Source organism: Nocardia sp. alder85J, assembly GCF_020176955.2.
Lineage (GTDB): Bacteria > Actinomycetota > Actinomycetes > Mycobacteriales > Mycobacteriaceae > Nocardia.
On the sequence record NZ_JAIUCZ020000024.1, the window covers coordinates 1 to 24712 of the forward strand.

Below are 24712 nucleotides of genomic sequence, written 5' to 3' on the forward strand. Positions count from 1 at the left end.
CGCGGCGGGCCCGCCCGGCGACCGCTCCGGTGGCCCGTCCCGGAGTCGGTGACGGGCAGCTCACCGGCCGTTGCTCAGCGGGATTCGCGATCGAGTTCGGCGTTGGCGAGGCGGGTCGCGTCGGCCGCCTCGGAATGCGAGAGCCGGCGGTCGGCGGCCGGGGTTGCCTCGTGTTCGCGGTCGATCTTTCCCTGCATCGGTTCGAGGAAGGGCGGCGGCGGGGCGGCGCCGGTGGTCTTGCGGGTCTCGGCGCGGTCGGATTCGTGGTCGTGCCGGTTCCGACGCCGGGATTCGGCCTCCTCGGTGCCCTGCTTGCGGCGCGCGTCCTGCGACAGGTGCTGTTGCTTGCCCATGGTCACCTCCGGTTCACATCCTGACCTTTCCAGTATGCGCCCGGTTAGCCGATAGGTAGCCGGAGGTGCCGGTCGCGGCATGCAGGGCGGTCCGGGCGGCGGCGATGGCCGGGTGGGTTCCGGTACCGCGGCGGTAGGCGAGCCGGGTACGGCGGCGGATCGGCAGCGGGGTGAGCGTCACCGGTTCCGGAACCGCGATGGCGCCCAGTTCCGGGACGAAGGCGACACCCTGCCCGGCCGCCACCAGGGCCAGCACCGTGCCGAAGTCGTCGGCGTGGTGGCGGATGCGGGGGGTGAACCCGGCCGCCTCGCAGGCGCGCACGGTCAGCAGTTGGCAGAGGGTGCCCGGCGTCCCGGCGATCCACGGCGAATCGCGATGTGCCGCAACCTCGGTGGCGGCCGGGGCGGCGAGATAGACCACTTCCTCCAGCAGCGGATCGGAATCCAGCCCGGATTCGGGTTGCGGCGGCACGTAGTCGTACTCCTGCACCAGGGCCAGATCCAGCGTCTCGGCGCGCAGGGCGGCCGGGGTGTCGGCCGGATCCAGCTCCGTGACCAGCAGTTCCAGCCGGGGATGGTCCCGGCTCAGCGCCACCAGCGCGGGCGCGACGAGGGTGTGCGCGGCGGTGGGGAAGGCGCCGATGCGCAGCGTGCCCGCCAGTTCGGCGGAGCCGGTGACGAGTTCGGCCTCGGCCTGCGCGAGGACGGCGAGGACGGTCTCGGTGTGCGCCACCAGACGCCGGGCGGCGGGGGTCAGCGCCACGCTGCGGCCGGTGCGTTCCAGCAGCGGCACCCCCGCCTCCCGTTCCAGCGCGGTGAGCTGCTGGGAGACCGCGGACGGGGTGTAGGTGAGCGCCTCGGCGACCGCGGCGATGGTGCCGCGGTGGGCCAGTTCGCGGAGCAGGCGTAGCCGCCGCACGTCGAGCATCGGTTCATCTTATGCTCGAATGCAGAAAGGTGTAATTGACCTGACGGTTGTGTGACCGCAGGCTGACCTCATGACGTTCACGGGTTTGTACGTGCCGCTGATCACGCCGTTCACGGCGGCCGACGAGGTCGATGCCGACGCCCTGGCCGGGCTGGCGTACGAGGCGCTCGACGCCGGGGCGGCCGGGCTGGTCGCGCTCGGCACCACCGGCGAGCCCGCCACCTTGACCCTGGCCGAGCGGCAGCAGGTGCTCGACGTCTGCGCGGGCGTCTGCCGGGAGCGCGGCGTGCCGCTGATCGTGGGCGCGGGCTCGTACAGCACCGCGGATTCGGCGCGCGAGCTGGCCGCGGTGGATCCACGCGCGGCCGCCGTGCTGAGCGTGGTGCCCTACTACCTGCGGCCCTCGGAGGAGGGGGTGGTCGCGCACTTCCGGCAGCTGGCCGCCGCGAGCCCGGTACCGCTGGTGGTCTACCACATCCCGTATCGCACCGGCCGCGCGCTGAGCGCCGAAACCCTCTGCCGCATCGCCGAACTGCCGAATGTGGCCGGTTTCAAACTGGCCGCCGGCGGCATCGACGAGACCGTGATCGCCTTCCTGAGCCGGGCCACCGGCACCGACATCCTGGTCGGCGACGACCTGTACACCGCGCCCCTGCTGGCGCTGGGCGCCGCGGGCGCAATCCTGGCCTGCGCCAACGTCGCACCCGCCGAATACGCCGAACTGATCGCGGCGTGGCGCACCGGCGCCGTCGAACATGCTCGCGCACTGGGCAATCGGCTGGTCCCCGTGGCGCAGGCGCTGTTCGCCGAGCCGAATCCGGTGGTGCTCAAGGCGGTTCTGGCCGCCCGCGGCCGGATCGCCACCCCGGCGGTCCGGCTGCCTCTGCTACCCGCCTCCGAAAATGCCACCGCAGCAGCCCTTTCCGCTCTCGACGCGCTGGGCCCGGCCGTACTGGTGTGAGCCACGGCCGGTGTCGCCCCGGGTGCGTCCGGGCACCGGCCGCCGGGCGTAGTTCGGCGATCTCGTTCCGAAACGGTCGACGATGGACCGGAAGGTGTTGTGCGGCAAGCCGGTCGGCTGCCGGTAGCAGTTCGGCGGCGGGCGGCGGATCAGGTGTCGGCGGCCAGTTCGGTGAATGCGGTCGTCCAGTCCGGCGGCACCGGGCCGTCGTACAGCTCGAAGGTCTTGCCGTGCGCCTCCGGGGACAGCAGCGCTGCCACCGCGGCGCGGGCGACCGTGTCGCGGCTGACCCGTCCGTCACCCCGGTCGCCCTGTTCGAGGCGGGCGCCGGTGGCGGGGCCGTCGGTCAGCCAGCTGGGCCGGACGATCGAGTACGGCGTGCCGCTGTCGCGCAGCGCCTGTTCCCCGGCGCCCCGGGCGCGGATGATATCGGCCAGTTCGGGGTGCGCCGCGGCCCGGGTGATGTAGATCTGGGAGATCAATACCACCGGAATCTGCTGTGTGGCAGCGATTTTCGCCAGCCCGGCGATGCCGTGGTGCATGACCGCGGTGGCGCCGGCGGCATCGGTGGGTGGTTCGACCGAGACGATCACGCCGTCGACGCCGCGCAGCAACTCCGGCGCGGGTTCGTGCGCGAGGTCGACGGTGAGCGCGTGCGGGCCGTGCGGATGGCGGCCTCCCACGATCACTTCGTGACCGGACGCCGTCAGCAACTCGGCGACACGGCGGCCGGTGCGACCGGACCCGCCGACAACCAGAATCGACACGAAAACTCCTTCCCTCGTGAAACTATCAGCGCCAGCCGCCACGACGCCGATGGGTATCACCAGGGCAGGGGATTCCCGTCGCGGAAGAAGCCGCCGGTCGGGCCCGAGCCGGGCAGCGTGGCCGCCCAGACCACTCCGGTGGCGCCCTCGGCGACGGGCCGGCCGCCGGGGCCGCCCATCTCGGTGGCGACCCAGCCGGGGCAGACGGAGTTCACCAGGATTCCGTCAGCGCGCAGTTCCGCGGCCAGCATCCGGGTCAGCGCGTTCAGCGCCACCTTGGAAGCGCTGTAGGCGGGTGTGCCGCCGCTCATCCCGGTCAGCGAGGCCGCCTCGCTGGACACGTTCACGATCCGCGGCTGCGCGCTGCGCCGCAGCAGCGGCAGGAATTCCTGCACCATCCGCCACGGCCCGTACAGGTTGGTCTCGGTGATCTCGTGCACCAGCGCGAGATCCGCGGTCGCCGCGCGCTGCCAGGTGTCGTAGCCGATCGCGGCATTGTTGATCAGTACGTCCAGCCGCCCGTACCGGTCGGCCACCGTCGCGGTCGCCGCGGCGATCGTGGCCGGATCGGTGACGTCCAGTGGCAGCCCCACCGCGCCGACCGCCGCGGCCGCGACGCGAGCGGCCTGCGCCGAGCGCGCGGTCAGCAGCACGGTGTGCCCGCGTTGCGCCAGTTGCCGGCACACCTCCCGGCCGATTCCGCGATTGCCGCCGGTGACGAGCGCGACGGGGGCCGTCTGCGCGGTCATGCCGCGAGCCGCTGGGTGCGCACGGCCTGGTCGCCGCCGGAGCAGCCGAATTCGCCTGCCCGCCGACCGGTATCGCGGCGCCGCCGCGAAATGTCGCAGGCACCGCCAACCTCCCGCCTGCCGCTGCCGGGGTCCGCGTCGAGGACGTTGCGGGCGTCCGCCGCGGTGTCGGCCGACCCGGCCTCGGTGTCGCCGACCCGTCCGGCGGCCGACGTGTCCACGACCTCGATGATCTCGTACATACCTCGATCCTGGCCCCCGGTCGCGCTGTCGTCCACGATCTCTCGGGACAACCGCGGGTTCACGCCTGGGCAGGCTTGTGCCGCGGCAGCAGCAGCGCGGGGACGAACGCGACCGCCGAGAAGGCCAGGGCCCACCAGAAGGTGTGTGCGAAGGCCATCGGATGCGCCGCCGGGTGGGTGGCGAACTGCCGTTGCAGGATCACCGCCAGCACGGCCGCCCCGAAGGCGCCGCCGAGTTGCTGCGCGACGCGGGTGATGCTGCTGGCGTGGGGCACGTCCACGGGCGCGATGCCGAGGAAGGCGCCGGCCAGCACCGCCAGGTTCAGGGTGCTCAGTCCGGCGCCGCGGACCACCAGCGCGACGGCCGGCAGCGCGATCGGGGTGTGGCCGTCGTCCAGCGCGAACGGCACGGTGCCGAGCGCCGCCACCACCCCGGCGAGCACCACCGGTCGCGGGCCGAGCCGGTCCACCAGCACACCCGCGAGCCGGGCCGGCAGTGTGCCGATCGCCTGCGGTATCGACATGATTCCCGCGACGACCACACTGTCGTGCCGAATCTGCTGGTAGTACAACGGAAGTAGCAACATCGAGCCGAAAAGATCGAGCCCGGAAGCGAACAGCAGCAGCGCGGACATCGCGAACGAGCGTTGCCGGGACAGTCGCAGATCGACCAGCGGATGCCGGGCGCGCAGCGACCGGACGGTGAAGGCCGCGGTCAGCGCCAGCCCACCGAGCAAGGGCGCCAACACGTTCGGATGCCCGAAGCCGCCACGGTTACCCACCTCCGACAAGCCGTAGACCATCGCGGCCGGTGCCGGTGAGATCAGCAGCAGCCCGGTCAGGTCGAGTCGCGGTGCCGCGCCAGCGCCATCGCGATCGCGCAGACCGGCACGTTGACATAGAAGATCCAGGGCCAGCTCAGATGTTGGATGAGCAGGCCGCCGAGCACCGGGCCGAAGATCGGCCCCACCACCACCGGCAGCGACACCACCGCCTGGGCCGAGGTCAGCGCCACCGGCTATGCCGGATTCACGATGGAGGGCGTCGCCGCCCGCGCACACCGGTAAACAGGTGTTGTATCGCCGCTGGCCGAATCGGGCCGCGCTGCTGATCGCGGCCGGCCCGCCGCCGGATCGGCACCCTCGTCGAGGCGATTCCGGATACCGGAAGCCTGCGCTCGGACGTGTTGCTGGTGCTGCGGCGGATGACGGACCGGCAGTCGGAACTGGGGCCGGACATCGTGCACGGCCTGCTGTCGGAGATGGTGGAGCTCGGGCCCGACACGTTCACCGTCACCCGGGACGTGATGGCGACGATCCTGGATCAGGCGCGGCGGCGCGGGGAACTGCCGGCGGCGGACCTGAATCCGCGCATCGTGACGCTGCCGCCCGCGTTGTTGCGGCACGAGATGTTGCTGGCGATGCGACCGATCTCGGACGAGACGCTGGTCGAGATCGTCGACGAGATCTATCTGCCGGTGCTGCGGGCCGCCGGGTTGCGGGACCGGGTCACCGAACGATGACCGGGATCAATGATCGGAATCGGAGTCGCCGTCGTGGCGGGGTGGCGAGATGCGCCAGAGGAATTCCGGGTCGTCGTCGGGACCGATGATGCGATTGCGCCGGGAGGAAGGCCGACCGGCGCCGATGCGGCGCGCGCGTTCCGGTCCGAATGCTTTCCAGCACAGCACCGCGACGGCTACGACCGCGATGAGTGCCAACAGGTACGTCACGTCACTCACCTCCTGGTATCGAGGGTAATGCGTGTGCGTACCTGCGGCACCGCCAACATCGAAATAAGGGCTATGACCTGGTCGCTTCGGTGGTCAGCGACTTGAGCAACTGCATCACCTCGGACTCGCGGAAACGGCGGTGACCGCCGGGTGTGCGCAGCGAGCCCAGCCGCCCGGCGTGTGCCCAGCGGGTGACGGTTTTCGGATCGACGTGGAACAGCGCCGCTACCTGGCCGGGGGTGAGAAGGGCCTCCTGGCCGTTGACGGAACCCAAAGTGCGGCTCGCCGCGGTGATCGCAGTCATTCGCAAACCTTTCCGTTATCGACGTTCCCTCATCAGATAGCGACATCGTTGCACCGATACCCCCAGGTGTTCGAACGATCTAACGTTGGTAAAGGGGGAGTAATAGACAAATCGGATATACGTACGGCTATTACCGTGCAACGTTCGCTCACGCAGTTAAATTCCAGCAAACCGGACATCGGCGGCGACCGGGCCGGTCGGCTCCGGGGCGTGCGGTCGCTTAGGCTGGTCACGTGACTGATGCATCCCGACCCGAGGACGCCGCTGCCGACCGGGCCACGGCTCCGGCGGGCCGGCGGCTGGCGCGCAACCTGGCGTTGTACACGGTGGCCCGGTTGGCGCTGGTTGTGCTCATCGCGGCCGTCATCGAGGGCGTGGGGCGTTTGCTGAAGGTGGACATCCCGCTGATCGTGGCGCTGTTGTTCGCGGTTCTCGTCGCGCTGCCCGTCTCGATGGTGGCGTTCAAGCGACTGCGGTCCCGGGTCAACGAGGACATCGCGGCGGTCGACGAGAAGCGCCGCACCGACAAGGCCCAGCTGCGCGCGCGTCTGCGCGGCGAGGACCAGCGTTGAAGTACTGCGATCGCAGTACCGATCGGACCTGGGTCGACAATGCGGTACGGCTGATCGAGGCCGACACCCAGCGCAGCGCGGACACCCATCTGCTGCGCTATCCGCTGCCGCCGCGGTGGGGCGTGCAGTTGTATCTGAAGGACGAATCCACCCATCCCACCGGAAGTCTCAAGCATCGGCTGGCCCGGTCGCTGTTCCTGTACGCCATCTGCAACGGCTGGGTCACCGAGGGCACCACCATCGTGGAGGCGTCGTCCGGGTCGACCGCGATCAGCGAGGCGTACTTCGCGAAACTGCTGGGCCTGGACTTCGTGGCGGTGGTGCCGGAGCGGACCTCCGCGGAGAAGATCGCGCTGATCGAGGCGCAGGGCGGGCGCTGCCACCTCGTCGGGCGTCCGCCGGAAATGTACACGGAGGCAGCGCGTCTGGCGGCCGAGTGTGGCGGCCACTATATGGACCAGTTCACCCACGCCGAGCGCGCCACCGACTGGCGGGGCAACAACAACATCGCCGAGTCGATCTTCGAGCAGCTGGCGCTGGAGGACCATCCGGTGCCGGACTGGATCGTGGTCGGCGCGGGCACCGGCGGCACCAGCGCCACCATCGGCCGCTACATCCGCTATCGCCGGCACGCCACCCGGCTGGCGGTGGTGGACCCGGAGAATTCCGCCTTCTACGGCGGCTACGAGACCGGTGATCCCGGCTACGAGACCGGGATGCCGTCACGGATCGAGGGCATCGGCCGCCCCCGGGTGGAGCCGTCGTTCATCGGCCAGGTGGTGGACCGGATGATCGAGGTGCCCGACGCCGCCTCGATCGCCGCGGCCCGGCACGCGAGCGCGGTGCTCGGCCGCCGGGTGGGCGGCTCCACCGGGACCAATCTGTGGGGCGCGTTCGCGCTGATCGCCGAGATGCTGGCCGCGGGCCGCTTCGGCAGCGTGGTGACCCTGCTCTGTGACGGCGGAGATCGTTACGCCGGAACGTATTTCGATGATGCCTGGCCCGCCGCGCAGGGGCTGGAGCTGACGCCGCCGGCGGCGGTGCTCGCCGAATTCACCCGCACCGGAGCCTGGCTCGGCTGAATCCGCCCGCTCGGGTGGTCGCCGCACGCCGCCGATGTCAATTTTTGTTGACGCGGGCCGAATGTCAACGTAAATTGACGCTCATGAGTGAAGCAACCACGCTGGCGACCGCCGCCGGCAGCCCCGATCCCCAGGTCGGGCTGCGGGCGGTGCTGGCGCTGCGGCGGCTGCTCGAGCGACTGGAGGCGATCCAGGTGACCAATGCCCGGCAACAGGGCTGGTCCTGGCAGGCCATCGCCGACGCGCTCGAGGTCAGCCGCCAGGCGGTCCATCAGAAGTACAACCGGAGAGGCGGGATCCGCTGATGTTCGAACGATTCGCCGAGACGACGCGGGCCGCGGTGACGTCCGCGGCCGAACAGGCCCGTGAGCTGCGGTCTCCCACGCTGGATGTCGAGCACCTGCTGCTCGGTGTCGCGATCAACGCGGACGACCGGCTGCGCGAGGTGCTGACGGAGCGGGGGATCACCGCCGAGGGCATTCGAAAGGCGTTGTACCGCAGCAGTACCGGCAATCCGCTGGGTGAGGAGGACGCTGCCGCGTTGCGTTCCATCGGCATCGATCTCGACGCGGTGCGCGAGAGCCTGGCGGCCGGCTTCGGCGCGAACGCCCTGGACCGGGCGCCTGCGCAGGAGTCGGATGCCTGGTGGGGGCGGGTGTCGGCCCGGCTGAACCTGGGCACCAAGGTAGCTCGCGATGCGAAGAAGGCCCTGGAGCTGTCGATCCGGGAAACCCTGCTGCGCCACAGCAACCGCATCGAGGCTGGACATCTGCTGCTCGGCGTCCTTCGAGCAGCCAACCCAGCAACTACCGAGCTACTCGGAGGAACGACTGAAAGCCGCCAATTACGACAAGCGGTAGAAGATTTGCTGGACCGGACGGTTTGATGTCATGGTCGTCCCGTATGCCGCGCGGGGAGTCCTGAATGCTCCCGGGACGACCGACCCGCGGGGGGCCGATCGCGAGAACGGAGCACCCCCGCGGCGGACCCGATCGGCCGTAGCATGGCGCCATGGTTCACGTGATCCGCTTGATCATCACCGCAGTCGCGATCTGGCTCGCCGTCCACTGGGTGCGCAACCTCGAACTGATCAGCCCGGCCGACAAGGGCAATACCGGCAAGATTCTGGTCGTCCTGGCCGTCGCGGTCGTCTTCACCCTGGTGAACGCGCTGGTCAAGCCGATCATCAAACTCTTGTCGCTGCCGCTGGTGGTCCTCACCCTGGGGCTGTTCCTGCTCGTGGTCAACGCCCTCATGCTCTGGCTGACCGCGAAGATCACCGAGACCACCGACTACGGCCTGCGGGTGCACGGCTTCTGGGCGGCGGTGTTCGGCAGCGTCATCATCAGCCTCGTGAACTGGATTCTGGGCGCCTTCGTCCCGGACCGCGATCGGAGCTGAGCGCACGATACCGCGATGGCCCGGCGCCGAGCCGGTACCGGGCCGTCAGCGTGTCGGGTCCGGCGTGTCCGCACTCGGTCCAGCCGGAAGGCTCGGCCGGGCCACCGGACTCGGCCCGGCCGGAGCGCTCTGTCCAACCGGAGCGCTCAGCCCAACCGGAGCGCTCGGCCCAACCGGAGCGCTCGGCCAAACCAGAGCGCTCAGCCCAACCAGAGCGCGAGAGTGGTCAGGATCGACCACAGCAGCATCGCCAGCCCGGTGTCGCGCAGCGACGGGATCAGGCCCGGCCCGTTGGCCCCGCCGCGGACCGGAGTGTTGGAGCGGACCGCGAGCGGGATCGCCAGCAGCCCGGCCAGCGCCCACGGGGTGCGGGCCACCAGCCCCAGCGTGGCCAGGAACGGCACCACCATCAGCGCCAGGTGGAGCGTGCGGGTGCGAGGATCGCCCAGCTTCACCGCCAGCGTGGTCTTCCCGCTGACCGTATCGGTCGGGATGTCGCGCAGATTGTTGGTGACCAGGACGGCGCTGGAGAAGGCGCCGACGGCCACCGCGCCCACGATCCCGGCCCAGTCGACCCGCCGGGCCTGGACGAACTCGGTGCCCAGCACCGCCACCAGCCCGAAGAACACGAATACCGCGATCTCGCCGAAACCGCTGTAGCCGTACGGTTTCCGGCCACCGGTGTAGAACCAGGCGCCGGCCAGGCAGGCCGCGCCGACCAGCAGCAGCCACCAGGCCGTGGTCAGCGCCAGCACCAGGCCGACCACCGCCGCGACCGTCAGCGCGGTCACCGCCGCGGCCCGCACCGCCGCCGGGCTCGCCACCTTCGACCCGACCAGTCGCAGCGGGCCCACCCGCTCGTCGTCGGTGCCGCGGATGCCGTCGGAGTAGTCGTTGGCGTAGTTGACGCCGACGATCAGCGACAGCGAGACCACCAGGGCCAGCAGCGCCTTCCACCACACCGCCGCATCGATCGAGGCGGCCGCGCCGGTGCCGACCAGCACCGGAGCGATCGCGTTGGGGAGGGTGCGGGGTCGGGCGCCTTCGAGCCATTGCGCTGCACTAGCCATGGGCGTCAGCCTAACGCTCGTCCGGCATTCCGGACTGCGCGCGCGGCCGTCGCCGCTGACCGAGGCCGACGGTAATCAGGTGTCGCAATGACATCAAATAGTGTCAGAATTGACGGCATATCACTGTCGGGGCGAGGGCAGCAGCCGTCGGTCCCACGAGAGGACGTACCCGATGACACCCCGTCCGCTCACCTACGATGGCTTCAGGATGTCTGCAGAGCACCGTGGCACCCCCAGCGCTGATGCGGCTCCGGCCGGGGCGCGCGCGGAAGGGGAGGGAAGGTACCTGCACCCGGCGGGGGACGAGGTCGCCGCAACGCCGGGTGCGCGTGCGGGCACGCCGCCACCGGCGGCCGGACCGACGGCACGGCCGATCGGCGCCACCGCGGGCGATGCCGGCCAGCCCGCCGCCGTGCGCGTCGGCCTGCTCGGCGAGGTCGCCGTCCGCCGCGATCGCGAACTGGCCGCGCTGTCCGGCACCCGGGCCCGGCTGCTGGTCGCGGCGCTGGCCGCGCACCCCGGCCGCAGTCGCAGCGCACAGGCCCTGATCGACGACGTGTGGGGTGAACAGCCGCCGCGGGCGCCGATGAACGCCCTGCACACCCAGGTCTCCCGGCTGCGGTCGGCGCTGCCGGACGGCGTCCTGGAGATCGGCCCGGCCGGGTACCGGCTGGTGCTCGGTGAGGACCAGGTCGACCTGACGCTGGCGCGCCGCCTGGAACGGCGGGCCCGCGAATTGCACGCCGCCGGTGACGATTCCGGCTGTCTGGCGCTGATCGCGCAGGCCCGGTCGCTGTGGCGGGGCGACCCCGGCGCGGATCTGCCGCCGGGCGCGGTCGCCGAGGAAGTGGCCGAACTGGCCGCCACCCGCTGGCACGCCCTCGACGAGTTGGAACTCGCCTCCCGGGAGGCGGCCGCCGATCTCGGCGTCGCCGCGGCCATCGCCCGCCGGATCGCGGCGGACCGGCCGCTGGACGAACCCGTGCACGGCACGCTGATGCGACTGCTGGCCGCCGACGGCCGCGCCAACGAGGCGCTGGAGGTGTTCGCGACGCTGCGCGAGCGGCTGGCCGACGAACTCGGCGCCGATCCGGGTCAGGCGCTGGTGGCGCTGCACACCGCCATCCTGCGCGGTGAGCCGATGACCGTCCGGGGCGCCGCCCGGCCCGCACCCGTCGTCTCGGCGCCGCCCGACCCGGCCCCGCTGACCGCGATCGGCCTGCGCTCGGCGCCCAATCCGCTGCTCGGCCGGGAACACGACCTCGATGCTCTACAGGAGCGCCTGCACAGTTCCCGGGTCACCACGATTCTCGGCCCCGGCGGCACCGGCAAGACCCGCATCGCCAACGAGGTGGGCCTGCGGGCCGCCGGCGGATTCCCGGTGGTGCTGGTGGAACTGGCCTCGGTGCGCGCCGACGCCGCCGACGCCGACGCGGCGCGGGGCGAAGTGGAGGCGGCCATCAGCGCCACCCTCGGCGTCTCCGAATACGTCAAGGAGACCGCCAACCTGCGGCCCGGCGCGCGCATCGATGCCCGGCGCCGGCTGTTCGACGCGGTCGCGGCCCGCCCGATGCTGCTCATCCTGGACAACTGCGAACATCTGATCGGCGCCGCGGCCGCGGTGATCGCCGATCTGGTCGGGATCTGTGACCGGCTGACCGTGCTCACCACCAGCCGGGCGCCACTGGAGATCACCGCGGAGACGGTGTACCCGCTGCCGCCGCTGGCCGTCGACGCGCACGGCTCCCCGGCGACCGAACTGTTCGTCACCCGGGCCCGCGCGGTCCGGCCCTCGGCGCGACTGGATCCGGAGGTGGTGGCGCGGTTGTGCCGCACCCTCGACGGCCTGCCGCTGGCCATCGAACTGGCCGCGGCCCGCACCCGGACCATGAGCGTGGCGGAGATCGAATCCCGGCTCGACCACCGATTCGCGTTGCTGCGCAGCGGCGATCGCAATTCCCCGGCCCGCCACCGCACCCTGCACGCGGTGATCGACTGGAGCTGGAATCTGCTCGACGAGCCGCAGCGGATCGCGCTGCGGCGGCTGTCCCGATTCCCCGGCGGATTCACCCTCGCCGCAGCGGAATCCGTACTCGCCGCCGACCTCGCCGATCCGATCGGGGCGGTGGACGGGCTGGTGAGTCAGTCGCTGCTCACGGTGCTCGACGACGAGGACGGCGGCACCCGCTACCGAATGCTGGAAACCGTCCGGGAATTCGGCGAGGAGCAGCTCAGCGCCGCCGCGGAGACGGATGTCGCGATGCTCCGGATGACCAGGTGGGCACGGGAATTCGCCGTCGACGCGCTGCGGCGCTACTCGGACACGGACCAGGTCGAGGTGGTGCTCTCGGTCGGCGCCGAACTGGACAACCTGGTGTCGGTGCTGCGCTACGCCGTCGAACACGACGATCTCGAGGCGGCGTACCAGGTGTTCCCGATACTCGGCGCGTTGTGGATGATGCGCGGTCACCACATGGAGGTGATCGCCTGGTCCGGGCGGTTGACGGATCTGGCGCCGCCGCTACCCGCCGACTCGATCACCGCCGACCTGCACGCGCTGGGCCTGATCATGATGGCCACGCATCAGATGTTCCAGGATCCGTCGCCGCGCGTACTCGCCCGGCTGCGGATCCGGACGCGGCGATTGCTGAGCAGCGGCGTCCCGATGCAGCCGTTGAGCCGCTTCGGCAGTGAGCTGATGTGCTGCCGTCCCACCATCGGGCAGATCGGCCGCAAGATCGTCGAGGGCACCCGGCATCGCGACCCCGCGGTGCGGGCCGCGGCCCTGCACCTGCGCGCGAACATTCGCGAGAACGCCGGTGACGTGCGGCTGTCCCTGCGCGACACCGAACTCGCCATGGCGTGCAGCCCGTTCGACAACGTCTGGAACACGGCCATGCTGTCCCAGCACCTGGGCCAATTGGCCGCACAGGGCGCGCGCTATCCCGAGGCCGCCGCCCACTACCGCCGTGCGGTGGAGAACCTGTACAAGTTGCGGGCGCACGACGAGGCCGTGGAGATCCGCAGCTACCTGGCCATCGCGCTGGTCGGCGCGGGCGACCTGGCCCAGGCCCGCCGGGAACTGGAGATCGCGGCGGGCTACGTCGACGACGGGATGGATCCGGACGCGCCGGTGCTGCGCCCGAACCATCGGCGCGCGGCGGTGCAGACCGGCTGGGCCGAACTGGCCATCGCCGAGGGCGACGTCGACACCGGGCTGGCCCGCTACCGGCGGGTACTGGAGATGTACGCCTGGCCGATCCCGGTGACCCCCACCGGTCCGGGCGACGTCCTGACCGCCGCCGGGGTATTGGACTCGCACATCCTGTACGACCGCCTGGACGCGGTGCCGGGACTCGCGCGGCAGTTGGCGACCGAGACGAACAGCCGGTTCACCCAATTTCCGGATCTGCCCCAGATCGGTGCGGTGTCCAACGCGGTCGGGTCGTACCTGCTGGCGGTGGGCCGGGATCCGGCCCGGGGCCGGGAACTGCTGGCGCTGGCGCCGCGGGTCGCCGGTCGCCAGGACTCGCCCATGATGCGCTACGAACGGCACCTGGCCCGGCACCCGGCCGTCGCCTCCGGCGAATTGATGGCCGAGCCCCGTCGCCGCGCCGCCCGGCTGGGCCGTGGCTCGGCCGCGAACCGGATCCTCGCGATCATGAGGGAACTGGCCGAAGACACCGAGCTGTGACCCGGCGCCGCCCGCGGCCGGACAGCAGCGTTGCCCGCCGGACTCGGAAGAGTCCGGCGGGCAACGCTTGTCGTATTCGGCAGGATCAGGCCCGGCGCATGTAGGCCCGGACCGCGAGCGGGGCGAAGATCACGATCACGATCGCGGAACCGACCAGGCACCAGAGCAGGTTGGTGGTGTACTGGTTGCCGTTCATCAGTTCCCGGCAGGCGCTGACCATGTAGTAGACCGGATTCGCCTTGTTGATCCCCTGCATCCAGCCGGGCATCGTGCTGACCAGGGCGAAGGCGCCCGACATGAAGGTCAGCGGGAACATGATCATCATCGAGATGCCCTGCACCGAGGCCGCGCTCTTGCCGGTGACGCCGACCAGCGCCCAGATCCAGCTGACCGCGAAGGAGCAGAAGACCACGACCAGTCCGGCGACCACCACACCGGCGACGCCGCCGGCCGGGCGGTACCCGAGGATCAGGCCCATCACGATGGTCAGCACGGTGGCGATGCCGTATCGCACCATATCGGCGATCAATGCCCCGGCCAGTGCCGAGATGCGGGCGATGGGCAGGGATTTGAAGCGGTCGAAGACGCCCTTGTCCATGTCCTCGCGCAACTGGGTGCCGGTCACCACGGAGGTCAGCACCACCGTCTGCACCAGGATGCCGGGGATCAGCACGGGCAGATAGTTGTGCACGTTGCCGCCGATCGCGCCACCGAAGATGTACGCGAACAGGGCGGTGAACAGGATCGGCTGGATGGTGACGTCGAACAGCTGCTCGGGGTTGTGCCGGATCTTGAGCAGGCCGCGGTACGCCATCGTGAGCGAGTTGGCCGCGGTCTGCCGCAGCGAGATGTGGTCGACGGCGTCCGGGATCGCGGCGTGGGCCGCCCGCCGTCCGGGAGCCGGGGCGGCGATCGTGGTGGTGGTCATGCTGCTACCTCTGCCTCTTCGTTCTGGTCCTCGGCGCCGTGTCCGGTGAGTGCGAAGAACACCTCGTCCAGGCTCGGCTTGCTGACATTGATCTCGTCGATCCGGATACCGTCGTCCCGCAACCGGATCAGCAGGTCCACGGTGACGCTGGCATCGTGCAGCGGCGCGGTGATCCGGCCCGCCTCCGGGCTGATGCTGACCTCGACCGGTTTGCCGGCCGCGCGGGACAGGAATTCGCCGACCAGGTCGCGGGCCGCCGGCAGGCGGTCCCGGTCGGCGAGGGTCAGTTGCAGTGCGGACAGCCCGACCGAGGCCTTCAGCTCGTCGGAGGTGCCGTCGGCGATCACCTTGCCGTGGTCGATGACCGCGATCCGGTCGGCCAGCTGATCGGCCTCGTCCAGGTACTGGGTGGTCAGCAGCACGGTCGCGCCCTCGCGGACCAGGCGGCGGATGGTCTCCCACATCTGGGCGCGGGTGCGCGGATCCAGGCCGGTGGTCGGCTCGTCCAGGAACAGCAGCGGCGGGGTCGCGATCAGGCTCGCGGCCAGATCCAGCCGCCGGCGCATACCGCCGGAGAAGTTCTCCAGCGGCTTGTTCGCCGCCTCGGTGAGGCCGAACTCCTCCAGCAGTTCAGCGGCCTTGCGGCGGGAATCGGCCCGGCTCAGGCCGAGCAGCCGGGAGAAGATGATCAGGTTCTCGGTGGCGCTGAGTTTCTCGTCCACCGAGGCGTACTGCCCGGTGACGCCGATCAGCGACCGGACCGCGGTCGGCTCGCGCTGTACGTCGCGGCCGAAGATCCGGGCGCTGCCCCCGTCGGGGCGCAGCAGGGTGGCGAGCATGCGGATGGTGGTGGTCTTACCGGCCCCGTTCGGGCCCAGCACGCCGTACACGGCGCCCTGCGGCACCGCCAGGCTGACGCCGTCGACGGCACGCTGCTCGCCGAAGAGCTTGACCAGCCCGTCCGCCTCGATGGCGAGAACATCAGCAGGTGCGTAAGAAGTCATGCCAGAACTGTGCGGGGGCCGTCTTGCACCGCTCTTGCACCATGATGACGTCGCGGTGAAAGCGGTCTTGCACGCCGCTCACACCGGGTGTGAGCGGCGGAAACGGTGAGCCGGAAGATCGAGCGCCGGGCGGATCGGCGCGGGGAGATCAGCGCGAGGAGTCGGCGAGCAGATGTTCGCGCAACCGGGCGCGGTCCGGCTTGCCGGGGCCGCGCATCGGGATCTCGTCGACCAGGCTCAGTTCGCGGGGGGCGGCGACCGCGTCGAGTTCGGCGATCACCCGCTCGCGCAGTTCGTCCAGGGTCACGGTGGCGCCGGCGACGGGCACCACGGCCGCGGCGACCCGCTCGCCCAGCCGTTCGTCCGGCAGGCCCAGCACCACCACCTCGGCGATGGCCGGGTGATCGGCCAGCACGGCCTCCACCACCTGCGGGATCACCACCAGGCCCCCGGTCATGATGGCCTCGTCCAGGCGGCCGCTGATCCGGAGCACGCCGTCGTCGAAGGTGCCGGCGTCGTCGGTACGGAACCAGCCCGGTTCGGCGAACGCCGGGTGATCGGGCAGGCCGCGGTAGCCCTTGGCCAGCATCGGGCCGCCGAGCAGCACCCGGCCGTCCTCGATGCGCACCTCGGTGCCGGTCAGCGGCACGCCCTCGTAGACGCAGCCGCCGCAGGTCTCGCTCATGCCGTAGGTGCGCACGATGGTGATGCCCAGTTCGCGGGCGTGCTCCAGCACCGGTTTCGGGGTGGCGGCGCCGCCGACGAGCACCGCGTCCAGCTCGATCAGCGCGGCCACGCTCGACGGTTCCTCCAGCGCCTTGATCAGCTGGGTCGGCACCAGCGAGGTGTAGCGCCGCGAACCGGTCATACCCGCCACCGCGGAGGCCAGTCCGTCGGGCAGGAAGCCGTCGGACACGTCCAGCACCGCAGGTTCGATGCCGGACAGGATGCTGCGCAGCAGCACCTGGATCCCGGCGATGTGATGGGTGGGCAGCGCCAGCAACCACTGGCCCGGCCCGCCGAGCCGCTCGTGGGTGGCCTCACCGCTGGCCCGCAGCGCCGTCGCGGACAGCATCGCGCCCTTGGGTACGCCGGTGGTGCCGGAGGTGGTGACCACCAGGGCGACATCGTCCTCGATCGGCTCGCCGGGGCGCAGCGCACTGGACAGCCGGTGGGATTCGCGGCGGTCTCCGGTCGGGACGGGCAGCCAGGCGGGACCGCTGCCGTCCAGCGCCTCGCGCAGGTGCGGCAGGACTTCACCCACCGCGGCTCCGGTGGGCATGGGAAGGGTCCGCAGGGTGCTGCTCACGTTCGCGATCGTGTCATGTCTACGGGAATGACCAGTCAACGGGTCCGTCGTTCCGGTTTCTCGTGCGGGGGATGGAATGCGGTCGGCCAATCGGACGACGGTGTCCCCAATGGCCATCCACCGGCTGCGAGCCGGGAGGCCACTCGTGCGATATCGTCCTCGCCCGGTTGCTCTTTGGCAACTCGGGCGATCGCGGCCTCGATCTCGTGGCGGGCGATCTCCTCGTCCCCGCCGCGCTCGTGCACCAGTTCCTCGACGATCATGTGCACCTCGTAATCGGTCAGCCGGCGATGCAGCACCGCCAGCAGCGCCACGTAGTCGGTCTGCGGAATGCCCTGCGGATATCCGGCCCGCAGCCAGGACAGCACCTTGCCCAGCGCCGACCTGGTGTCCTCCGACTCCGGGCGGGGACGCAGCGGGAGGGTGTCGGCCGGGGGCGTTCGTGTGGGGTCCGAATGCGCGGTGTCGGTGCGGTCGGCAGCGGCCGGGCCGGGGTCCGTCGGGGTCGGGTCGGTCATGGACTCGCCTTTCTGGTCACTGGCTCGCCTGTGCTGCTCGCGGGATCGTCCGGTTCTGCTCGACGGATCGTCCAGCCGAGGACGGGTCTTCCGGTGCGGCTCACGACTGGCCGAACAGGTGGATACCGAAGCGGGTGGCGAGAAACGCCTTGGCCACGAACAACACTCCGGTGACGGCGACCGCCAGCACCAGCGCGTAGCACAGCAGGGCTCCGGCCCCGGCGGCGCGCCGGACGGCCATCGTGGCGCCGGTGAGGTGGGTTCGCGATTGCAGCAGGACCCCCACGGCGAAGATCGCCGGCAGCCCGGCCCCGAAGACCAGCGCCGCCAGCGTGACCCGCCACAGGTCGTTCAGATCGCTCAGCAGGGTGTGCACGCTGCTCCTACCCGATCGATTCGGTCATCGGCCGGGGACCCGCCGGTGGCCCGGGTGGCGGGCCGGGCGGCTCGGAATCCCGCCAGTCGTCGTTGACGTTGCGCGCGTGCACCGGATGGCGCCGGGCCCGCAGGAACAGGTATCCGGCCAGGAGCGCCAGCGCCGCGAACACCACCAGCACCCCGGCCAGGCCGCCGATGCCGTGCGCCACCGCCCGGCACAGCGCGCCGGTGAGCCCGGCCGCCGGGAGGGTGAGCAGCCACGCCACCACCATCCGGCCCAGGACCGACCAGCGCACCTCGGCGCCGGGGCGGCCCAGTCCGGTGCCGAGGATGGCGCCGGTGACCGTCTGGGTGGTCGACAGCGGCATGCCGAAGTGCGCGGAGGTGAGGATGATGGCCGCGCTGGTGGATTCGGCGGCCAGGCCCTGCGGCGGCGCGATGTCGACCAGCCCCTTGCCCAGGGTGCGGATGATTCGCCAGCCGCCCAGCGCGGTGCCCGAGGCGATGGCCACCGCGCAGGCGGTGATCACCCACAGCGGCAGCGAATCGGCCGGTGTCCGCGATCCGTAGGCGATGAGCGCCAGGAAGACGATCCCCATCGTCTTCTGCGCGTCGTTGGTGCCGTGGGCCAGCGAGACCAGCGCGGCGGAGCCGATCTGGCCCCAGCGGAAGGCCCCGTCCACCACCTGCCGCTCGCTGCTCGCGGTGATCCGGTAGACCAGCCAGGTGCCGATCGCCGCCACCAGCGCGGCCACCACCGGGGACAGCGCCGCGGGCACCACGATCTTGGTGACCACCCCCTGCTTCCCGGCCGACCAGATGACCCCGTCGAAGCCCACCGCCGCCACGGTGGCGCCGATGAGACCGCCGAACAAGGCGTGCGAGGAACTGGACGGCAGGCCCAACAACCAGGTCAGCAGATTCCAGGCGATACCGCCGACCAGCCCGGCGAACACGATCTCCAGCAGGTCCGCGCCGCCGAGGCGCTCCAGCCGGACGATGCCCTCCGCGACGGTGGCGGCCACCTCGACGCTCAGATACGCGCCGACCAGGTTCAGCACCCCCGACAACAGCACCGCCGCGCGCGGGCCGAGCGCGCCGGTCGCGATGGAGGTGGCCATCGCGTTGGCGGTGTCGTGGAAGCCGTTGGTGAAGTCGAAGCCGAGGGCGGTGATGACGACGATGATCAGGATCGCGAGTTCGGCGGACACGGACCCAAGTGTTCCCTAGAAGTTAGCTGGAAGCCGAACTCTGGAACGAGATGTCAGCGAATCGATGCCGCCGGCCCGCCGGCGCGGACCGGGTCGCCCACTCAGCCCCCGGAACCGGGCGAGCCGTGCCGCAGCGGATGTTCGGACGGCACCTCCACCAGCACGATCGGTACGCCGTCCGGATCGTGCACCCAGGCCTCGAGCAGGCCCCAGGGCTCGCGCTGCGGCAGCCGATCGATCTCGATGCCGCGCTCGGCCAGGTCGGCGATCGCGTTGCCGACGTGGCGGACCTGCAACCACAGCGCCCCCGCGAAACCGGCCGGGGCGTCGTCGCCGCGATGGTGCCCGGCGACCTCGAGCAACGACTGCCCGGCGAAGAACACCGTGCCGCCGGGATACTCCCGCGCGATCGCCAATCCGAGTGCGTCCCGATAGAAAACCAACGTTTGCTCATAATTTGCCGGACGCAGGATTATGCGGCTGCTGAGGATATCCACGCCAGCGAGCGTCGCATATCGGGGCGCCGTCCGGCACGGTTATCGGTCACGCGCGCATCTCGATCGGCCGTTCCGGACGGCCCGGCCGCCGATGGGAATGCGCCCGGAAAGGCCGCCGGAAATGCCGTCAGTAATACCAGGGATACGGCGACCAGTCCGGGGAACGCTTCTCCAGGAAGGAGTCGCGGCCCTCGACCGCCTCGTCGGTCATGTAGGCCAGCCGGGTCGCCTCGCCCGCGAACAACTGCTGGCCGACCAGTCCGTCGTCGGCGAGGTTGAAGGCGTACTTCAGCATGCGCTGCGCCTGCGGGGATTTGGCGAGGATGTCGGCGGTCCACTCCAGCGCCTCGTCCTCGAGCCGGTCGTGGTCGGCGACGGCGTTCACCGCGCCCATCCGGTGCATGTCCTCGGCGGTGTAGGTGCGGCCCAGGAAGAAGATCTCCCGCGCGAACTTCTGGCCGACCAGTTTGGCCAGGTAGGCGCTGCCGTAGCCGCCGTCGAAACTGCCCACGTCGGCATCGGTCTGTTTGAACCGGGCGTGCTCGCGGCTGGCCAGGGTGAGGTCGCACACCACGTGCAGGCTGTGCCCGCCGCCGGCCGCCCAGCCGTTCACCAGCGCGATGACCACCTTCGGCATGAAGCGGATCAGCCGCTGCACCTCCAGGATGTGCAGCCGGCCGGACCGGGCCTTGTCGACGGTCTCGGCGGTCTCACCGCTGGCGTACTGATAGCCGCTGCGGCCGCGGATGCGTTGGTCGCCGCCGGAGCAGAAGGCCCAGCCGCCGTCCTTGGGGCTGGGGCCGTTGCCGGTCAGCAGCACCGCGCCGACGTCGGAGGTCATCCGCGCGTGGTCCAGTGCGCGATACAGCTCGTCCACGGTGTGCGGCCGGAAGGCGTTGCGTACCTCCGGCCGGTCGAAGGCCACCCGGACGGTGCCCTGTTCGACGTGCCGGTGATAGGTGATGTCGGTCAGATCCTCGAATCCCGCGACGGGCTCCCACAGCTTCGGATTGAACACCGGGCCTATTCTGCCGCGTCGCCGCCGCGACTCGGCGGCCGCCTCGGATGTGATCTTCCGGTCTTACCGGGCAGTACGGTTGACGGCGTAAGAACTGCGGATAGCGTGCAGGTATGAGCGAACGAATGGAATCTGTTTCAGAAGCGGGTGTGGCCGGTGACGAGCGGCGCGGCGGCTTCCCGAAAGTCGTGCCCGCACAACCCGGTCCGAACTTCGGCCCGTTCGTCGAGGCGATGCGGACGCTCCAGGATCTCGCCGTGTCCGCCGACGCGCCCGACGAGGTGTTCGCGCGGGCGACAGCGCAGGCACAGCAGCTGATCGAGCTGCTCGAGCCTTGGCGCGCAGCGGAATTGCGCAGCCCGGCCGGGCGGGTGCCGGAGCTGCCGGGCCGCGGCAGCCTGCTGATGGTGCCGTGGACGATGGTGGCCGCCGGGCCGGACGGAGTGCGCATGCGCGGCGAGTTCCGCCGCTACCATCTCGGCGGGAACGGGGCGGTGCACGGCGGGGTGCTCCCGCTGTTGTTCGACGACCTCTTCGGCTTCCTGGTGCACTTCGCCGGACGTGCGATCAGCCGCACCGGTTACCTACATGTCAACTACCGCAAGATCACTCCGCTGTACACGCCGCTGGAGGTGGAGGGCACCGTCGACCGGGTGGAGGGCCGCAAGACCTACGTCAGCGCCAGGCTGAAGGACGAATCCGGCACTCTGCTGGCCGATTGCGAAGGGCTCATGGTGGAATTGCTACCGTGGCAACCTTAGCGGGGTCGTAGCCGTGTGTCTGGTTCGTCCGGTGCGTATAGTTGCCTGCGCTCGCTCATCGCAAAATTGAACCGGAGGAACCTGAAAGTGGTTGCAGCACTGTCTGAATCCCTGCTGGATGACGCCAAGCGCTCGGCCTTCCTGGCGGACGCGCGGGAGGTGCTGGACGCGGAGGTGTCGGACAAGGGAGGCGCGTCCGGTCTCGCCGTCAAGGGCGGCTACGCCGCGATCAAGAAGGTCAGCCCGACGATCGTGGCCGACGCGCTGGAGTCGTTCGCGCCCAAGTTCGTCGAGCAGCTCGAGCCGTTCTGGGCGGAGTACCAGAGCACCGGCTCGGGCCGTTTCGCGGATCTGCTGGTCGCCAAGCAGGACGAGGTCGCCGAGGCGCTGCTCGCGGTGACCGACTCCCGGGCGGACAAGTCCGATCGCCCCGCGCTGAAGAAGGCCTACTCGGCCCTGCGCTCGTCGGCGAAGAAGAATGTCGCCGAGGCGCTTCCGCGGCTGGGTGACCTGATCCAGCGCCACGCCGCGTAAATCGTTCGCGGCTGTCACGTCGCGGTGCACTGTGCCGCGGCGTTCTCGCGGCATCCGGGGCTCGTCGTTCAGCGGTCGCGCGCGCTTCCCGTGCGCGCCTCCCTTGGACGACGAGCCGGAGCCGACGAGCCGGAGCCGACGAACTCGTCGCGCGCGAATCGCGGCTAAGATTAGCAAACCTAACAATCCGGCGGTGTGATCGGGTCGACGCCCCGGACCGGGCCGAGGTCTGCAAGGCTCCAAGGTATGAATCCCTCGACAGCACAGGCTCAGGTCATCGTCGACGAGCTGGCGCGCGGGGGCGTGCGGGATGTCGTGCTGTGCCCAGGATCGCGCAATGCGCCGCTGGCCTTCGCGCTCCAGGCCGCCGATGCCGCCGGGCAGCTGCGGCTGCACATGCGCATCGACGAGCGCACCGCCGGCTTCCTCGCACTCGGCCTGGCCATCGCCGACGGCCGCCCGGTACCGGTCGTGATGACCTCGGGTACCGCCGTCGCGAATCTCGGCCCGGCCGTGCTGGAGGCCAACTACGCCCGGCAGCCACTGGTGGTGCTCAGCGCCAACCGGCCCTACGAGATGCTGGGCACCGGCGCCAACCAGACCGTCGAGCAGTTCGGCCTGTTCGGCAGTCAGGTGCGCGCGGCCATCAGCCTGGGCCTGGCCGAGCCGGAACCGGGCTACCGGCAGCAGAACAGCGTGTGGCGGTCGGCCGTGTGCCGGGTACTGGCCCAGGCCAGTGGCGCCCGCTCCGGTAATGCCGGTCCCGTGCACTTCGACATCCCGCTGCGCGAGCCGCTGGTGCCCGATGCGGTGGCGGGGGAGGCGTTCCCGGCCGGGCGCGCGCACGGCGGAGCTTGGACGACCACCGATTTCGCCGCCTTCGACCTACCTCTGGACCTGGATCTGGTCCCGGACACCGTGGTGATCTCCGGGCACGGCAGCGGCCTGCGCCCGGAACTGGCGGGACTGCCCACGGTCGCCGAGCCCACCGCGCCCCGCCCCGGCCCGGCCCTGCATCCGCTGGCGCTGCCGTTGCTGCGGCCGCGGCAGGCGATCATCACCGGCCGCCCGACCCTGCATCGCCAGGTCTCGAAGTTGCTCGCCGATCCCGACGTCCGGGTGCTCGCGCTGACCACCGGCCCGCGCTGGCCCGATGTGTCCGGCAACGTATCCGCCACCGGCACCCGCGCGGTGGTGCACGGCACGCCGCGGCCCGAGTGGCTGGAACAGTGCCGCGCGGCGGACGCCGCGGCACACCGCGTGGTGCGGGACCAGCTGGCGCTGCATCCGAAGCCGACCGGCCTGCACGTCGCGGCCGTGGTGATGGACGCGCTGCGCGCCGGCGATCAGCTGCTGCTCGGCGCCTCGAATCCGGTCCGGGACGCGGCGCTGGTGTCGGCGCCGCGGCCGGATGTCGTGGTCCGCTCCAATCGCGGCGTGGCGGGTATCGACGGCACCGTGTCGACCGCGGTCGGAGCCGCGCTGCGGCATCCGGGCCGGACCATCGCGCTGATCGGCGACCTGACCTTCCTGCACGACGCCGCCGGCCTGCTGATCGGTCCCGGCGAGCCGCGCCCGGCCGATCTGACCATCGTGGTCGCCAACGACGACGGCGGCGGCATCTTCGAACTGCTGGAACAGGGCGATCCGCAGTACGCCGGGGTGTTCGAGCGGGTGTTCGGCACTCCGCACGGGATGGATCTGGCGGCACTGTGCGCGGCTTACCGGGTGCCGCACCGCCAGGTGGATCCGGCCCAGCTGGCCGTCGAACTCGGTGGCCACGCGCACGGCGTCCGGGTGCTCGAGGTCGCCACCGAACGCTCCAGCCTGCGTGAACTGCACGCCACGGTCCGGTCGGAGATCATGGCCTGAGGCCGGCACCGGTACGGCCCGGCGCGTCCCCCGGCATCCGCCCGGAAATCCGGTGATGTGCCCGGCAGGTGGGGGTCAGCGCTCGGTGTCGTCGTATTCGGCGGGAGTGCCGTCGTAACCCGCAGCCTCGTCGTAGCCGCCGGTCACGGTGTCGTAGTCGTCGGACATCGGCACCGCGATGGACTGTTCGAGCACGTCCGCGTCGTCGGCCTCACGGATCGCGTGGCTGATCGGCAGCGGGGAATCCGGCGCCGGGGTGATCGTGGCCTCCGCCGGGGCGCCCTCGTCGTAGGGCGCATCCGGATAGGCCGGGACGGACTGTTCGAGCAGGTCGGCTTCCGGAACGGCGCCGAGGGTGCCGGCAGTGCGGGTGCGATCGGTCATCGGGTGCTCCTCTCCGCTGGTCCGCCCGAGCGGCGAACGGGGCCCTCCTCTTCGAGGATGCGCCCCGGATGCCCGGCTGGCAACCATCCGGCACGTCGGCGCCGATCGCCCGGCCGGTCACGCGGCAGTGCTCACTCGCCCGGCAGCGGACCGTCGTCGGCGGGATATTCGACCAGGGCGAGCGTGCGCGCCGCCATGAAGCGGGCCGTGCGCACCGCCGTGCCGGAGCGAGTGATCTCCGCCACCTCGACTATCCCGCGCGCGATGCGCACCTCGACCCGGCGACCCGCTCGCGTGGCGGTCACCTCGTACGTATTCGAACCGCCGCCGGTGTCGACGACGATCTCCACCCGATCGCCCTTCATCACCCGATTCTCCTCGCCGCCAGCGGCTTTCGCGGTCACGAGTAGGACGCAGTCGGCCGGTGCACGCACATTCGCGCG

The 24712-nt window shown here is 70.9% G+C and carries 31 protein-coding genes; 11 read left to right on the forward strand and 20 right to left on the reverse strand.

The annotated features are described in order from the left end of the window. Nucleotides 1–74: 74 nt before the first annotated feature. Entirely contained in the window at nt 75–353 is a 279-nt protein-coding gene (locus LBW94_RS43800; protein ID WP_225056901.1) for a hypothetical protein, read from the reverse strand. A gap of 13 nt (nt 354–366) precedes the next feature. After that, on the reverse strand, nt 367–1281 hold the full coding sequence (locus LBW94_RS43805) for a LysR family transcriptional regulator (protein WP_225056902.1): 915 nt from the start codon (nt 1279–1281) through the stop codon (nt 367–369). A 70-nt stretch (nt 1282–1351) separates the two neighbouring features. Between LBW94_RS43805 and dapA the strand changes: the two genes are divergently transcribed. Beyond that, nucleotides 1352–2242: a 4-hydroxy-tetrahydrodipicolinate synthase gene (gene dapA / locus LBW94_RS43810; protein WP_225056903.1), complete on the forward strand. Its 891-nt coding sequence runs from the start codon at nt 1352–1354 to the stop codon at nt 2240–2242. A 149-nt stretch (nt 2243–2391) separates the two neighbouring features. On the opposite strand, the gene LBW94_RS43815 is transcribed toward dapA, so the two are convergent. The 5 genes from LBW94_RS43815 to LBW94_RS43835 are packed head-to-tail and all read right to left on the reverse strand — an operon-like array spanning nt 2392 to nt 5015. Then, on the reverse strand, nt 2392–3009 hold the full coding sequence (locus LBW94_RS43815) for an SDR family oxidoreductase (RefSeq protein ID WP_225056904.1): 618 nt from the start codon (nt 3007–3009) through the stop codon (nt 2392–2394). Between the two features lie 56 nt (nt 3010–3065). Next, on the reverse strand, nt 3066–3758 hold the full coding sequence (locus LBW94_RS43820; RefSeq protein ID WP_225056905.1) for an SDR family NAD(P)-dependent oxidoreductase: 693 nt from the start codon (nt 3756–3758) through the stop codon (nt 3066–3068). Further along, on the reverse strand, nt 3755–4000 hold the full coding sequence (locus tag LBW94_RS43825; protein WP_225056906.1) for a hypothetical protein: 246 nt from the start codon (nt 3998–4000) through the stop codon (nt 3755–3757). The genes LBW94_RS43820 and LBW94_RS43825 overlap by 4 nt, the downstream gene beginning before the upstream one ends. A gap of 59 nt (nt 4001–4059) precedes the next feature. Then, nucleotides 4060–4782, reverse strand: a complete 723-nt coding sequence (locus LBW94_RS43830) for an MFS transporter (protein WP_323138056.1) — start codon at nt 4780–4782, stop codon at nt 4060–4062. Between the two features lie 56 nt (nt 4783–4838). Continuing rightward, the gene (locus tag LBW94_RS43835; RefSeq protein ID WP_225056908.1) at nt 4839–5015 is read right to left on the reverse strand and encodes an MFS transporter; all 177 of its coding nucleotides are present in this window, start codon (nt 5013–5015) and stop codon (nt 4839–4841) included. Nucleotides 5016–5153: 138 nt separating this feature from the next. On the opposite strand from LBW94_RS43835, the gene LBW94_RS43840 reads away from it, so the two are divergent. After that, nucleotides 5154–5522 carry a TetR-like C-terminal domain-containing protein gene (locus LBW94_RS43840; RefSeq protein ID WP_225057047.1) on the forward strand — a complete coding sequence of 123 codons (369 nt, stop codon included), beginning with the start codon at nt 5154–5156 and terminating at the stop codon, nt 5520–5522. 6 nt (nt 5523–5528) lie between these two features. Here the strand turns inward: LBW94_RS43840 and LBW94_RS43845 are convergent, their stop codons facing one another. Together LBW94_RS43845 and LBW94_RS43850 are read right to left on the reverse strand one after the other, a co-directional pair. Next, the gene (locus tag LBW94_RS43845) at nt 5529–5732 is read right to left on the reverse strand and encodes a hypothetical protein (protein WP_225056909.1); all 204 of its coding nucleotides are present in this window, start codon (nt 5730–5732) and stop codon (nt 5529–5531) included. A gap of 70 nt (nt 5733–5802) precedes the next feature. Beyond that, the gene (locus LBW94_RS43850) at nt 5803–6036 is read right to left on the reverse strand and encodes a BldC family transcriptional regulator (protein WP_225056910.1); all 234 of its coding nucleotides are present in this window, start codon (nt 6034–6036) and stop codon (nt 5803–5805) included. A gap of 233 nt (nt 6037–6269) precedes the next feature. Here LBW94_RS43850 and LBW94_RS43855 point away from each other — a divergent pair, with 233 nt between their 5' ends. The 5 genes from LBW94_RS43855 (at nt 6270) to LBW94_RS43875 (ending at nt 9091) form a co-directional block, all read left to right on the forward strand. Next, on the forward strand, nt 6270–6608 hold the full coding sequence (locus tag LBW94_RS43855; protein ID WP_225056911.1) for a DUF4229 domain-containing protein: 339 nt from the start codon (nt 6270–6272) through the stop codon (nt 6606–6608). Beyond that, complete coding sequence (locus LBW94_RS43860) at nt 6605–7690, forward strand: PLP-dependent cysteine synthase family protein (protein ID WP_225056912.1); 1086 nt, start codon at nt 6605–6607, stop codon at nt 7688–7690. Before LBW94_RS43855 ends, LBW94_RS43860 begins: the two co-directional genes overlap by 4 nt. A gap of 83 nt (nt 7691–7773) precedes the next feature. Further along, a complete protein-coding gene (locus LBW94_RS43865; protein ID WP_225056913.1) occupies nt 7774–7995 on the forward strand; it encodes a helix-turn-helix domain-containing protein in 222 nt (73 codons plus the stop codon). Next, complete coding sequence (locus LBW94_RS43870; RefSeq protein WP_225056914.1) at nt 7995–8576, forward strand: Clp protease N-terminal domain-containing protein; 582 nt, start codon at nt 7995–7997, stop codon at nt 8574–8576. The genes LBW94_RS43865 and LBW94_RS43870 overlap by 1 nt, the downstream gene beginning before the upstream one ends. A gap of 125 nt (nt 8577–8701) precedes the next feature. Continuing rightward, on the forward strand, nt 8702–9091 hold the full coding sequence (locus tag LBW94_RS43875; RefSeq protein ID WP_225056915.1) for a phage holin family protein: 390 nt from the start codon (nt 8702–8704) through the stop codon (nt 9089–9091). Nucleotides 9092–9291: 200 nt separating this feature from the next. On the opposite strand, the gene LBW94_RS43880 is transcribed toward LBW94_RS43875, so the two are convergent. Then, on the reverse strand, nt 9292–10161 hold the full coding sequence (locus LBW94_RS43880) for a 1,4-dihydroxy-2-naphthoate polyprenyltransferase (RefSeq protein WP_225056916.1): 870 nt from the start codon (nt 10159–10161) through the stop codon (nt 9292–9294). A gap of 208 nt (nt 10162–10369) precedes the next feature. On the opposite strand from LBW94_RS43880, the gene LBW94_RS43885 reads away from it, so the two are divergent. Then, entirely contained in the window at nt 10370–13855 is a 3486-nt protein-coding gene (locus LBW94_RS43885) for an AfsR/SARP family transcriptional regulator (RefSeq protein ID WP_225056917.1), read from the forward strand. Nucleotides 13856–13940: 85 nt separating this feature from the next. On the opposite strand, the gene LBW94_RS43890 is transcribed toward LBW94_RS43885, so the two are convergent. The 8 genes from LBW94_RS43890 to LBW94_RS43925 all read right to left on the reverse strand — a co-directional run bounded on the left by LBW94_RS43890 (nt 13941) and on the right by LBW94_RS43925 (nt 20727). Further along, a complete protein-coding gene (locus tag LBW94_RS43890; RefSeq protein ID WP_225056918.1) occupies nt 13941–14783 on the reverse strand; it encodes an ABC transporter permease in 843 nt (280 codons plus the stop codon). Beyond that, entirely contained in the window at nt 14780–15787 is a 1008-nt protein-coding gene (locus LBW94_RS43895; RefSeq protein WP_225056919.1) for an ATP-binding cassette domain-containing protein, read from the reverse strand. Before LBW94_RS43895 ends, LBW94_RS43890 begins: the two co-directional genes overlap by 4 nt. Nucleotides 15788–15935: 148 nt before the next feature. Continuing rightward, nucleotides 15936–17069, reverse strand: a complete 1134-nt coding sequence (gene menE, locus LBW94_RS43900) for an o-succinylbenzoate--CoA ligase (protein ID WP_225057048.1) — start codon at nt 17067–17069, stop codon at nt 15936–15938. Between the two features lie 62 nt (nt 17070–17131). Beyond that, on the reverse strand, nt 17132–17614 hold the full coding sequence (locus tag LBW94_RS43905) for a DUF3349 domain-containing protein (RefSeq protein ID WP_323138055.1): 483 nt from the start codon (nt 17612–17614) through the stop codon (nt 17132–17134). A 100-nt stretch (nt 17615–17714) separates the two neighbouring features. Beyond that, nucleotides 17715–17990, reverse strand: a complete 276-nt coding sequence (locus tag LBW94_RS43910; RefSeq protein WP_225056920.1) for a hypothetical protein — start codon at nt 17988–17990, stop codon at nt 17715–17717. Nucleotides 17991–17997: 7 nt separating this feature from the next. Further along, a complete protein-coding gene (locus tag LBW94_RS43915; protein WP_225056921.1) occupies nt 17998–19203 on the reverse strand; it encodes an inorganic phosphate transporter in 1206 nt (401 codons plus the stop codon). A 101-nt stretch (nt 19204–19304) separates the two neighbouring features. Beyond that, entirely contained in the window at nt 19305–19700 is a 396-nt protein-coding gene (locus LBW94_RS43920; protein WP_225056922.1) for a VOC family protein, read from the reverse strand. 127 nt (nt 19701–19827) lie between these two features. Then, the gene (locus LBW94_RS43925; protein WP_225057050.1) at nt 19828–20727 is read right to left on the reverse strand and encodes a 1,4-dihydroxy-2-naphthoyl-CoA synthase; all 900 of its coding nucleotides are present in this window, start codon (nt 20725–20727) and stop codon (nt 19828–19830) included. 104 nt (nt 20728–20831) lie between these two features. Between LBW94_RS43925 and LBW94_RS43930 the strand changes: the two genes are divergently transcribed. From LBW94_RS43930 to menD, 3 genes are all read left to right on the forward strand, one after another. Then, nucleotides 20832–21479 (forward strand): PaaI family thioesterase, encoded by a 648-nt coding sequence (locus LBW94_RS43930; RefSeq protein ID WP_225056923.1) that lies wholly within the window; start codon nt 20832–20834, stop codon nt 21477–21479. A gap of 87 nt (nt 21480–21566) precedes the next feature. Beyond that, complete coding sequence (locus tag LBW94_RS43935; protein WP_225056924.1) at nt 21567–22013, forward strand: DUF6918 family protein; 447 nt, start codon at nt 21567–21569, stop codon at nt 22011–22013. A 246-nt stretch (nt 22014–22259) separates the two neighbouring features. Then, on the forward strand, nt 22260–23885 hold the full coding sequence (menD, locus tag LBW94_RS43940) for a 2-succinyl-5-enolpyruvyl-6-hydroxy-3-cyclohexene-1-carboxylic-acid synthase (protein WP_225056925.1): 1626 nt from the start codon (nt 22260–22262) through the stop codon (nt 23883–23885). Between the two features lie 75 nt (nt 23886–23960). Here menD and LBW94_RS43945 read toward each other — a convergent pair whose 3' ends face one another. Continuing rightward, on the reverse strand, nt 23961–24269 hold the full coding sequence (locus LBW94_RS43945) for a hypothetical protein (RefSeq protein WP_225056926.1): 309 nt from the start codon (nt 24267–24269) through the stop codon (nt 23961–23963). Between the two features lie 131 nt (nt 24270–24400). Continuing rightward, a partial coding sequence (locus LBW94_RS43950) for a hypothetical protein (protein WP_266273612.1) occupies nt 24401–24712 on the reverse strand: 312 nt, incomplete at its 5' end.